At 69.7% G+C, this 11,682-nt stretch carries 10 protein-coding genes; 2 read left to right on the top strand and 8 right to left on the bottom strand.

What is annotated here, in order from left to right:
* Both IO29_RS23000 and IO29_RS22995 read right to left on the bottom strand, forming a co-directional pair.
* Positions 1-1,018 (bottom strand): phosphoribosyltransferase domain-containing protein (locus IO29_RS23000; RefSeq protein ID WP_037840580.1); only part of this gene is annotated, 1,018 nt, incomplete at its 3' end.
* Positions 1,019-1,110: 92 nt separating this feature from the next.
* On the bottom strand, positions 1,111-2,277 hold the full coding sequence (locus tag IO29_RS22995) for an HpcH/HpaI aldolase/citrate lyase family protein (RefSeq protein ID WP_030379586.1): 1,167 nt from the start codon (positions 2,275-2,277) through the stop codon (positions 1,111-1,113).
* A gap of 231 nt (positions 2,278-2,508) precedes the next feature.
* On the opposite strand from IO29_RS22995, the gene IO29_RS22990 reads away from it, so the two are divergent.
* The gene (locus IO29_RS22990; RefSeq protein WP_030379585.1) at positions 2,509-3,327 is read left to right on the top strand and encodes a TerD family protein; all 819 of its coding nucleotides are present in this window, start codon (positions 2,509-2,511) and stop codon (positions 3,325-3,327) included.
* Between the two features lie 141 nt (positions 3,328-3,468).
* Here IO29_RS22990 and IO29_RS22985 read toward each other — a convergent pair whose 3' ends face one another.
* The 6 genes from IO29_RS22985 to IO29_RS22960 form a co-directional block, all read right to left on the bottom strand.
* Complete coding sequence (locus IO29_RS22985; protein ID WP_030379584.1) at positions 3,469-4,215, bottom strand: TerD family protein; 747 nt, start codon at positions 4,213-4,215, stop codon at positions 3,469-3,471.
* 159 nt (positions 4,216-4,374) lie between these two features.
* Entirely contained in the window at positions 4,375-5,514 is a 1,140-nt protein-coding gene (locus IO29_RS22980) for a DUF475 domain-containing protein (protein WP_030379583.1), read from the bottom strand.
* 189 nt (positions 5,515-5,703) lie between these two features.
* Positions 5,704-6,282: a TerD family protein gene (locus tag IO29_RS22975; RefSeq protein WP_030379582.1), complete on the bottom strand. Its 579-nt coding sequence runs from the start codon at positions 6,280-6,282 to the stop codon at positions 5,704-5,706.
* Between the two features lie 219 nt (positions 6,283-6,501).
* Complete coding sequence (locus IO29_RS22970; RefSeq protein WP_030379581.1) at positions 6,502-7,077, bottom strand: calcium homeostasis/redox stress adaptation protein; 576 nt, start codon at positions 7,075-7,077, stop codon at positions 6,502-6,504.
* 124 nt (positions 7,078-7,201) lie between these two features.
* The gene (locus tag IO29_RS22965; protein WP_030379580.1) at positions 7,202-7,660 is read right to left on the bottom strand and encodes a peroxiredoxin; all 459 of its coding nucleotides are present in this window, start codon (positions 7,658-7,660) and stop codon (positions 7,202-7,204) included.
* A gap of 198 nt (positions 7,661-7,858) precedes the next feature.
* A complete protein-coding gene (locus IO29_RS22960) occupies positions 7,859-8,284 on the bottom strand; it encodes a DUF3052 domain-containing protein (RefSeq protein ID WP_030379579.1) in 426 nt (141 codons plus the stop codon).
* Between the two features lie 445 nt (positions 8,285-8,729).
* Between IO29_RS22960 and aceE the strand changes: the two genes are divergently transcribed.
* Positions 8,730-11,477 carry a pyruvate dehydrogenase (acetyl-transferring), homodimeric type gene (aceE, locus tag IO29_RS22955; RefSeq protein WP_030379578.1) on the top strand — a complete coding sequence of 916 codons (2,748 nt, stop codon included), beginning with the start codon at positions 8,730-8,732 and terminating at the stop codon, positions 11,475-11,477.
* The last annotated feature ends 205 nt before the right edge of the window (positions 11,478-11,682 follow it).

The following is an 11,682-nucleotide window of genomic DNA, read 5'->3' as shown; positions in this document are numbered from 1 at the left end:
CTTCGGGGGTGCGGGGGGCGGAGCCCCCGCGAGGACCCGGGGCACCGGCCCCGAGACCACCACCGGGGGCGGAACCCCCCACGCCCCCCTCCGGGGGCCCAGAGGGCAGAGCCCCCTCGGGACCGGGGACGACAGCCCCCGAACCACCGCCGGGGGCGGAGCCCCCCATGGCTTCGGGGGTGCGGGGGGCGGAGCCCCCGTGGGGGGCCGGGGGCGTGGCCCCCGGTGGGGTCGAAGGGGCGGAGCCCCTGTGGGACGGGAAGGGTAGGGGCGGCGGGGGCGAAGAAAACCCCGCCCCCTCGAACCGCTCCACCAACTCCCGCCCCTTCTCCAGCACCCCCTCCGGCAACAGCACCCTCCCCGACGCCCCCGCGACAAGATCGACCCGCGCCCCGATCTCCCCCGCGAACGCCGCCAACCGCCCCGCATCCTCCTCCGATCGCATGTCCACCAACGCCACCACCACATACCGCTCCCGCGGGAACCGCTCATGCAGCAGCCGCACGGTGTTCAGCACCGTGTTCCCCGTCGAGAACTCGTCGTCGACCAGCACCAGCGGCCCGTCACCCCCCAACAGCCCCGGATCCTCCGGCAGCAGCAGATGCGACGTGGCGTGCGAGTGCGACTCCTCGAAGCCCCCCGCCGGCGCGACCCCCGCGACCGGCCGCCGCGTGGAGTGCAGATACGGCGCACCCCCGAGCCCGTCCGCGACACAGTGCCCCAGCCCGGTGGCGGTCTCGGCGTACCCGAGCACCACCGCCTCCCCCGCCGCCCGCTCCCCCAGCAGCTCCCGCACCCGCCGCCCCAGCGCGACCCCGTGCCCGTGCACGACCGACGGACGCTGCGGCACATGCTTGCCGAGGACGTGGGAGACCAGCAGATGCGCCCGCTTGGGGTTCCGGCGCAGCGCCAGCCCGAGCAGCTCGCGCAGCCCCTCGTCACCGGCGAGCTCGACCCCGAGCCGCTCGGCCACCCACGCACCGGACCACACCACGTCACTACCCCTGTCACCGCTCATCGCTTCCTCGCCGCACCGGCTACAGCCGACACACCGGCCACACCGGACACATCCACCGCACGCGCCGCACCTGCCACACCCGCCACAGCCCCTCAGCCCCGCAGCCCCGCCGCCAGCAGCTCCACGAAGCCCACGTCCTCCCCCGCCACCCCGAACGCCTCCGCCCGCAGCACCGTCCGCTCCGCCCAGGCCCGGTGGGGCTTCACCTCGTTCATCTTGTTGGTGTACGCGGACCGCAGCACACCTCCACCGCCCCGCTCCGGCCGCAGGATGTCCTGCGCGTCGCTGTACTCCTCGTGGCTGACGACCGACAGCGCGTGCACGGGCGCGACGTGGGAGGGGTGGATGCAGGTCTTGCCGAGCAGCCCGTTGGCACGGTCGAGGGAGATCTCGCGCAGCAGCCCGTCCATCCGGTTCTCGAGCAGTGCCTGGCGCAGTTCCACCGCCCGCCCCTCCAGGAACGGGCTCTGCCGCAGCAGCGGCTTGAACATGCGTTCCTGCTCCCGGAAGTACTCCCACACCGGCCCGGTCACGGTGAACCCGGTGCCGTCGGAACGGCCCAGCACATTGACGACGTCGGCGATGACGGAGGCGACGATCTGGACGTCGTACGCGGTCATGTCGGGGGCCCGGCGCAGCCCGTACGCGGAGCAGAAGTCGGTGACGCCGAGGCGCAGCGCGAGGACCCGGTCGCGGTACTTGTCGACGGTGCGGAAGATGCCGTCGAGCGTGGCGGCCCTGGTCTCCAGGTAGAGCAGCTCGGGCGATTCCAGCACCGGCATGGCGAACAGCCGCCGCCCGCTCGCCGTCTCGGCCGCGGAGAGCCCTTCGAGGAAGGGGATGCCGCGCTCCTCGGTGAACTTGGGCAGTACGAATCCGGACAGCAGCCGCACGGCCGGGCCGAGCCGCCGCACCAGGTCGGGGATCTGCTCGGGGGCACGGACCCGGATGAAGAGGAGCGGGAGACCGGGATCGGGGAGCGCGTCAAGGGCCGCGAACTGGCGTACGAGGTTGGCCTCGGCGTCGGTGACGTCGGCGTCGTCGATCGAGTCCTCCAGGCACAGCACCATGGAGACGACCCCGCGCGCGGCCTGTTTGACGATGTCCTCGGCGAGGCGGGGGCGGGTCGCGGGGCTGTAGAGCGTGGCACCGAGGGCGGCGGAGAGCAGCCGGGCCGGGGAGTCGGCGGTGAACTCCGTGGGCTCCCGGTAGAACAGGCGGTGGCGCTGCTCCGGGGCGATGTGCCCGAAATGACGCATAAGACTCCCCCGTGGTGCCGATCGGCCGGAAAACAGGTGGCCGGTAATAGTACGTACGGACGTATGTCCGCAGTTCCCTCAGGGTGTGAAGTCCCGATGACCGCGCTGTGACGGACGTTCGCGCGGCGCCCCTCCGGGTATCCCACGGACCGGGCGGCGAACCTTCGCGTACCTCCGCGCGACCCCCGCCCCGCGTTGTCGTGAGCAGGACCGAGAAGGCAGGATGACCGCATGACGCACGCGATGCTGAAGGGGTCGAACGTCCCGCTGGAGGCGACGGCGGTACGGGCCGTGCTGCGCTGGGCGCCCGGGCAGGGCGCCCCCGAGGTGGACGCGTCCGCGCTGCTGCTCGGCCCCGACGGGCGGGTGCGCTCCGACGAGGACTTCGTCTTCTACAACCAGCCCCGGCACCCCTCGGGGGCGGTCCGGCTGCTGGGCAAGAAGCGGGAGCCGGAGGGGATGACCGACGCGATCCAGGCGGATCTGGCGGGCGTCGAGGGTGCGGTCGGGCGGGTGCTGCTGGTGGCGTCCGCGGACGATGTGCCGTTCGAGCAGGTGCGGTCGCTGTGCATCGTGCTGTACGACGCAGGTGCCGCCGGTGGCGAGCCGCTGGCCTACTTCGAGGTCACGCCGGAGACCGGGGAGGAGACGGCGCTGATCTGCGGGGAGCTGTACCGGCGCGGGGACGCGTGGAAGTTCCGGGCGCTCGGGGAGGGGTACTCGAACGGGCTGAAGGGGCTGGCCAACGACTTCGGCATCTCGGTGGACGATTCCGAGCAGGGCGCTCGGGTGGAGAGGGCGGGCGGGGCGGCGCCGTTGCCGCCGGAGCAGCCGGTGGTGGTGGCACAGCAGTCCGCGGGGGTTCCGCAGCAGGCGGCGTACGGGTATCCGCCGGTGGAGCCGGGTCCGGCGGAGCCGGTGACGCGGCCGGCGTACGGGTATCCGCAGCCCCAGACGGCCGGGATGCCGGCGCCGGCGTACGGCCACCCGGCCGCGCCGGACCCCGACTTCCAGCTCCCCCCACAGGGGCCCCAGTTCATCGGCCGCTAGGAATGCGCCGCTCCGCCGCGCGGGCACGGACACCCATGCCGGCAGGGGGCGCGGGGCTGTGCTGAATGCGCGGCTCCGCCGCGCGGGCGCGGACACCCGCGCCGGCAAGGGGCGCGAGGAAAAGCCTCCCGGGCGCACCCCCTACATCGCGCCCCGTTCCGCCCGCGACTTGTACCCCCGCCCCCACTGCAACCCCCACCCGAACAACCGGTCCAGCTCCGCCTGAAAGCCGTACACGAACTTGACCTCCCGGCGAACCATCAGTTCGCCCTTCACGTTCTCGATCAGCACCACCGCACACGACCGCGCCTGCGGATGCCGCTCGTCGAGCCCGATCTCCACCCGCGGCCCGTTGCTCGGATACAGCGTCACGACCGCATGCGTCCGGTCGAACGCCGGCGTCTGGTCGTAGATGTAGACGAAGATCAGCAGCCGCTTGATGTCGTCCCGGTGGTCGAGGTTGATGTAGATGTCCTCACCGGACCCCGATCCGAACCGGTCGTCCCCGCTCAGCTTCACGTACGGCGGCGCATTAAGTTCCCCGAAGAAGCCGCCCAGAGGCTGCACGACCCCCTTGGAGCCGTCCGCCAGCTCGTACAGACACCCCAGGTCGAGGTCGACGTTGACCATGCTCATGGTGTGCGCCTGCACCACCTCGGGGGTGAACATCCGCAACGGATGGCGCAGCAGACTGCCCCGCTGCGGCGCACCGATGTCGGACGTGCGCATCCGCCAGGACAGATTGACCCGCAGATGCCCGCCGGCCGCACCCTGCTTGGTCAGCGAGACCGTGTGGTGCCGCTTGGTCAGCTCTATGGAGTTGCTGGCCGCGCTGCCGGAGTCGAACTGGGCCGCCCGCGCGCCCAGCAGACCGTCGAAGAACCCCATAACCCGCCCCCACGCGTGACACGTTCGCCGGAGATGCACCGGCCATACAGACGAAGCGTTCCTCACGGGGCGCCACGTCACACCCCCGCCGCGACGGCGACGGAAGCACTCGGGCGGGCCCGGTCGTGCGCCGGGCCCGCCCGAGAAGGATCATGCCGGTCAGACGCCGGACGAGACCTCGTCCTTCGCCTCGCTCCCGCCGCCCTCCGCGGCGAGCGCCCGGTTGCGGCGGACGGAGGACCAGAAGGACCAGGCGATCAGCACGACGCCGACGAGGCCGGTGATGACCTCGTTGATCTCGTACTGGATGGTGACGATGAGGATGACGGCCAGGGCGCCGATCGCGTAGTGGGCGCCGTGCTCCAGGTAGACGTAGTCGTCCAGCGTGCCCTGGCGGACCAGGTAGACGGTGAGCGACCGGACGTACATCGCGCCGATGCCGAGGCCCAGCGCCATCATCACGATGTCGTTGGTGATGGCGAAGGCGCCGATCACGCCGTCGAAGGAGAAGGAGGCGTCCAGGACTTCCAGGTAGAGGAACATGAAGAAGGCGGCCTGGCCGGCCAGCAGTACGGCCGACTTCTTCTTGCCGCTGCGCTCGGCCTCTTCCTCCGCCTCCTGTTCGCGTTCCTCTTCCTCCTCCAGGCGGTCCTCGAAGTATCCCGAGAGGCCGCCGACGATCATGTACGTGATCAGACCCGCGATGCCGGAGAGGAGGACCGTCTGCCCCTTGTCGGCGTGGATGCCGCCGTGCTGGTGGGCGTGGGCGGCGACCGTCATGGAGGCGATGAGCAGGCAGATCAGCGAGATGCAGACCGAGAGCATGTCGACCTTGCCGAGCTTGGCCAGCGGCCGCTCCAGCCAGGCGAGCCACTTGATGTCCCGGTCCTCGAAGATGAAGTCGAGGAAGATCATCAACAGGAACATGCCACCGAACGCGGCGATCGCCGGGTGCGCGTCGGTGACCAGCTGCTGATAACGGTCCTTGTCGGAGAACGCGAGGTCGACCGCGTCCCACGGATTCAGTTTCGCGGTGATGGCGACGATCACGACGGGGAAGATCAGCCGCATGCCGAAGACGGCGATCAGCACGCCGACGGTGAGGAAGATCTTCTGCCAGAAGGCGTTCATCTTCTTCAGTACGCCGGCGTTGACGACCGCGTTGTCGAAGGAGAGCGAGATCTCCAGGATCGCCAGGATGGCGACGATCCCGAGCCCGGTCCATCCGTTGTAGAACACGGCCGCCACCAGGCCGAGTGCGGTGATCGCGAACGACCAGCCGAAGGTTTTCAGAAGCACTGGCTACCCAATCGTGACTCGTGATGTGTACGGGTTTCCCCCGCGCCGTACTCGGCTTTACTGAACGTTGACCACGAAGTCTAGAGTGCTCATCCTCCAGCCGGCCGTGCGGGCTCCGCGCGCGACCAGGGACCCGGCGGAGAACAGCGGCCCCGGAAAAGGACCGCCGAGCCCCAGGCAGGCCCTGGTCTAGGAAACGTTGACGCCGAAGTCCAGGGCGATCCCGCGCAGGCCCGAGGCGTAGCCCTGGCCGACCGCGCGGAACTTCCACTCGCCGCCGTAGCGGTAGACCTCGCCGAAGATCATGGCGGTCTCCGTGGAGGCGTCCTCGCTGAGGTCGTAGCGAGCCAGCTCCTGGCCGTCGGCCTGGTTGACGACGCGGATGAAGGCATTGCTGACCTGGCCGAACGTCTGGCCGCGCTCGTCGGCCAGATGGATCGAGACCGGGAAGACGATCTTGTCGCAGTGCGCCGGCACCTTGGACAGATCGATCAGCAGCGACTCGTCGTCGCCCTCGCCCTCACCGGTGAGGTTGTCGCCGGTGTGCTCGACCGAGCCGTCCGGGCTCTTGAGCTGGTTGTAGAACACGAACCACTCGTCGCCCATGACCCGGCCGTCGGCGCCGCACAGCAGTGCGCTGGCGTCCAGGTCGAAGGGGGCCCCGGTGGTGGAGCGCGCGTCCCAGCCGAGCCCGATCATCACCTGGGTGAGGTTCGGTGCGGCCTTGGAGAGGGAGACATTGCCTCCCTTGGCGAGTGTGACGCCCATGATGCTGTCCTCCCCGATTTTTCTTGCCGTATCGCTGCTTCTGCTGCTGCTTCTCTGCTGCTGCTGCTTCCTGGATGTACTGCGCGTCCGGCGCCGCACGCAAACGGTGCGACGCCGGACGGTTGTACCTTCGTGCCCCTGGCGTTGACGCCGGGGGTGACGCCGGGCGCCTCCTGATCCGGCGCCCGGCGCGTCCCGGCGGTGGACGCCGGGCACGGATCAGACGTTGACGCCGAAGTCCTGGGCGATGCCGCGCAGGCCCGAGGCGTAGCCCTGGCCGATGGCGCGGAACTTCCACTCGGCGCCGTTGCGGTACAGCTCGCCGAAGACCATCGCGGTCTCCGTGGAGGCGTCCTCGCTCAGGTCGTAGCGGGCGATCTCCTGCTCGCCGGCCTGGTTCACCACGCGGATGAACGCGTTGCGGACCTGGCCGAAGGACTGCTGGCGGTTCTCGGCGTCGTAGATCGAGACCGGGAAGACGATCTTGTCCACGTCGGCCGGGACCCCGGCGAGGTTGATCTTGATCTGCTCGTCGTCCCCCTCACCCTCACCGGTGATGTTGTCACCGGTGTGTTCGACCGAGCCGTCGGGGCTCTTGAGGTTGTTGAAGAAGATGAAGTGCTGGTCGCTGGCGACCTTGCCCTCCGCGTTCAGCAGCAGCGCGCTGGCGTCCAGGTCGAAGTCGGTACCGGTGGTGGTACGTACGTCCCACCCCAGGCCGACGATGACCGCGGTCAGGCCGGGGGCCTCCTTCGTCAGCGAAACGTTGCCGCCCTTGCTGAGGCTGACTCCCACGAGTCCTCCCATTGTCTTCAGGGGCGGGGAGCCCCGTCGTGCATCGGATGTATCGGATGTACCGGATCAACGCTTCGATCCTAGTGACGGGTTCCCGCAGCCCGCAGCGGCTGCACCCGATCGGTCACAGGGTGTCGAGCGCCTTCACGTACTCGTTGAGGTCACGGGCGTCGGGCAGCGCGTTGACGACGCTCCAGCGCACGACGCCCTCCTTGTCGATGACGAAGGTCCCCCGGACGGCGCAGCCCTTGTCCTCCGCGAAGACGCCGTACGCGCGCGAGGTCTCGCCGTGCGGCCAGAAATCGGAGAGCAGGGGGTACTCGAGGCCCTCCTGCTCCGCGAAGACGCGCAGGGTGTGCATGGAGTCGTTGGAGACGGCGAGCAGCTGGGTGTCGTCGTTCACGAACTTCGGAAGGTTGTCCCGCAGGGCGCAGAGTTCGCCGGTGCAGACGCCGGTGAAGGCGAACGGGAAGAAGAGCAGCACGACGTTCTTCTCTCCGCGGAAGTCGGAGAGGCGGACGGGGCTGCCGTGATTGTCCTTGAGCGCGAAGTCGGGGGCCTTGTCGCCGACCTGGATGACCATGATGTTCGCTGCGTCCCTCCGTAGGGCTGTTCGGGCGGCTTCCACCCTACGCAGCGATCTTCCGGCGGGGCGGGGGCCCCATCGGGTGCGTTGCCGGCCGACGGCCGACGGGGGCCGGCCGCGCGGTTCCCCGCGCCCCTGCCCGGACAGCGCCCAACCCCCGGGAAGCCATCGCATCCGGGGGTTGGGCGGGTTCCGTTACTTCCTCTTCGGCGTCACGAGCCGGCTACCGCTCCAGTCCTTGCCCACGCTCACGCTCTTGGACGCCGACAGCCCCGCCGTCGTCGCCGCCTCGGAGATGTCGCTGGGCTCGACGTACCCGTCGCGCCCCGTCTTCGGCGTCAGCAGGAGGATCGAGCCGCCCTCCTCGATGTACGTGGTGGCATCCACCAGCGCATCCGTCAGGTCGCCGTCGTCGTCTCGGAACCACAGCACCACGGCATCGGCGACGTCGTCGTAGTCCTCGTCGACGAGTTCACTGCCGATGGCTTCCTCGATGGCCTCGCGGAGCTCCTGGTCGACGTCGTCGTCGAAGCCCAGTTCCTGGACCACCTGCTCGGGCTGGAACCCCAGCCTTGCGGCAGGGTTCGTCCGCTCCTCCGCGTGGTCCGCGGTCGCGCTCACGGGTTGCCTCCTGATCATGTTGCGAATGTCCTTGAGCCTCGCGCGTGCGCGAAGCGTTGGCGGTAGTCCACACGGGCGGGACGGATCGCGCAAGTACCCGGCCGTCCGGACCGCCGAAACGGTGACGATCCTGGCGGTGCCGCCGTGACGCCGGGCAAGAAATCGCAGCCACCGGTGACGCACGCCACACCGTTATGCCCCGTTCACCCGTTTCGGATTCCTTCGAGCCTACGGGACTCGAACGGTTTTGCGTAACGCGTCACCCCCCGGGCGTATCGTTGCGATTGGGGTGGGCTCGCCCCGGACCGGCCCCAACAAGGCTGTCCGCGCATCCCGGTTACCGATCGGTAAAGATGAAGTTTCCCTGTCCGAGGTACACGATGGGGAACGGTGCCAAAGGCGCAGTTGTGCAGCCCCAACAGCCCCCAGAGAGCGAAGGAACAGCGTGGCTTCCGCATCCGATCGCAATCCGATCATCATTGGCGGCCTTCCCAGTCAGGTTCCCGACTTCGACCCCGAAGAGACCCAGGAGTGGCTCGACTCGCTGGACGCCGCGGTCGACGAGCGCGGCCGTGAGCGCGCGCGCTATCTGATGCTCCGGTTGATCGAGCGCGCCCGCGAGAAGCGCGTGGCCGTGCCCGAGATGCGCAGTACGGACTACGTCAACACGATCCCCACCAAGAGCGAGCCGTTCTTCCCCGGCAACGAGGAGATCGAGCGCAAGATCCTCAACGCCACCCGGTGGAACGCGGCGGTCATGGTCTCCCGGGCGCAGCGCCCCGGCATCGGGGTCGGCGGCCACATCGCCACCTTCGCCTCCTCCGCGTCCCTCTACGACGTGGGCTTCAACCACTTCTTCCGCGGGAAGGACGACGGCCGCGGCGGCGACCAGGTCTTCTTCCAGGGGCACGCCTCCCCCGGCATCTACGCCCGCGCCTATCTGCTCGACCGGCTCAGCGAGGCGCAGCTCGACGGGTTCCGGCAGGAGAAGTCGAAGTACCCCAACGGTCTCTCCTCGTACCCGCACCCGCGCTCCATGCCGGACTTCTGGGAGTTCCCGACCGTCTCCATGGGCCTCGGCCCGCTCGGCGCGATCTTCCAGGCGCGGATGAACCGCTACATGGAGGCGCGCGGCATCGCGGACACCTCCGACTCGCACGTGTGGGCGTTCCTCGGCGACGGCGAGATGGACGAGCCGGAGTCGCTCGGCCAGCTCTCCATCGCCGCCCGGGAGAACCTCGACAACCTGACCTTCGTCGTCAACTGCAACCTCCAGCGGCTCGATGGTCCGGTGCGCGGCAACGGGAAGATCATCCAGGAGCTGGAGTCGGTCTTCCGGGGCGCCGGCTGGAACGTCATCAAGCTGGTCTGGGACCGCACCTGGGACCCGCTGCTCGCCCAGGACCGCGACGGCGTGCTGGTCAACCGGATGAACACGACACCGGACGGCCAGTTCCAGACGTACGCCACGGAGTCCGGCGCCTACATCCGCGAGCACTTCTTCGGCGACGACCACCGGCTGCGGGCGATGGTCGAGCACATGACCGACGACCAGATCCTGCACCTGGGGCGCGGCGGTCACGACCACCGCAAGATCTACGCGGCGTTCAAGGCGGCCAAGGAGCACAAGGGCCAGCCGACGGTGATCCTGGCCAAGACGATCAAGGGCTGGACGCTGGGCCCGAACTTCGAGGGCCGCAACGCCACGCATCAGATGAAGAAGCTGACGGTCGACGACCTCAAGCGCTTCCGCGACCGGCTGCATCTGCCGATCTCCGACAAGGAGCTGGAGTCCGGCCCGCCGCCGTACTACCACCCGGGCCGGGACACCGAGGAGATCCAGTACATGCACGACCGCCGCAAGCAGTGCGGCGGCTACGTGCCCACCCGGGTCGTGCGCGCGAAACCGCTGCCGCTGCCCGAGGACAAGACGTACGCGACCGTGAAGAAGGGCTCCGGTCAGCAGTCCATCGCGACGACCATGGCCTTTGTGCGGCTCCTCAAGGACCTCATGCGGGACAAGGAGATCGGCAGGCGGTTCGTGCTGATCGCGCCGGACGAGTACCGCACGTTCGGCATGGACTCGTTCTTCCCGAGCGCGAAGATCTACAACCCGCTCGGTCAGCAGTACGAGTCGGTCGACCGCGAGCTGCTCCTCGCGTACAAGGAGTCGCCCACCGGGCAGATGCTGCACGACGGCATCTCGGAGGCCGGCTGCACGGCGTCGGCGATCGCGGCGGGCTCGGCCTACGCCACGCACGGCGAGCCGCTGATCCCGGTCTACGTCTTCTACTCGATGTTCGGTTTCCAGCGCACCGGCGACCAGTTCTGGCAGATGTCCGACCAGCTCGCGCGCGGTTTCGTCCTGGGCGCGACCGCCGGCCGTACGACCCTGACCGGCGAGGGGCTCCAGCACGCGGACGGCCACTCGCAGCTGCTCGCCTCGACCAACCCGGGGTGCGTCGCCTACGACCCGGCGTACGGGTACGAGATCGCGCACATCGTGCAGGACGGGCTGCGCCGGATGTACGGCGCGAGCGAGGAGCACCCGCACGGCGAGGACGTCTTCTACTACCTCACCGTCTACAACGAGCCGATCCAGCACCCGGCCGAGCCGGCGGACGTCGACGTCGAGGGCATCCTCAAGGGCGTGCACCGGATCGCGGCGGGCTCGGCGGGCGAGATCCCGGCGCAGATCATGGCGTCGGGTGTCGCGGTGCCGTGGGCGCTGGAGGCCCAGCGGATCCTCGCGGAGGAGTGGAACGTACGGGCCGACGTGTGGTCGGCGACGTCCTGGAACGAGCTGCGGCGCGAGGCGGTGGCGGCCGAGGAGCACAACCTGCTGCATCCGGAGGAGGAGCAGCGGGTGCCCTGGGTGACGCGGAAGCTGAGCGGGGCGGAGGGGCCGTTCGTGGCCGTCTCCGACTGGATGCGGTCGGTTCCGGACCAGATCGCGCGGTGGGTGCCGGGGGCGTACGCGTCGCTGGGCGCGGACGGGTTCGGCTTCGCGGACACGCGGGGGGCGGCGCGCCGCTTCTTCCACATCGACGCGCAGTCGGTCGTCCTGGCGGTCCTGACGGAACTGTCGAAGCAGGGGCGGGTGGACCGCTCGGCCCTGAAGCAGGCGATCGACCGCTACCAGCTGCTGGACGCCTCCGCGGCCGACCCCGGCGCGGCCGGGGGCGACGCGTAGGGCTCCGCCCTTCACCCCGGTCCGGGTGCCCCGGGGTCGGTCGACGGCTACCGGCGCCTCTCAAAGAGCGCGAGAGAGCGCGAGTGGCCAGGGTCCGCCGGCGGCGGCCGGCACACCGCGGCCGCTCGCGCAGTTCCCCGCGCCCCTCAAAGAGCGCGAGAGAGCGCGGGTGGCCAGGGTCCGCCAGCCGCTGCCGGCACACCGC

The sequence above is a fragment of the Streptomyces sp. NRRL F-6676 genome (assembly GCF_000725625.1).
In the GTDB taxonomy this organism is placed as follows: Bacteria; Actinomycetota; Actinomycetes; order Streptomycetales; family Streptomycetaceae; genus Streptomyces.
This window is presented reverse-complemented; position numbering and strand designations above follow the sequence as displayed.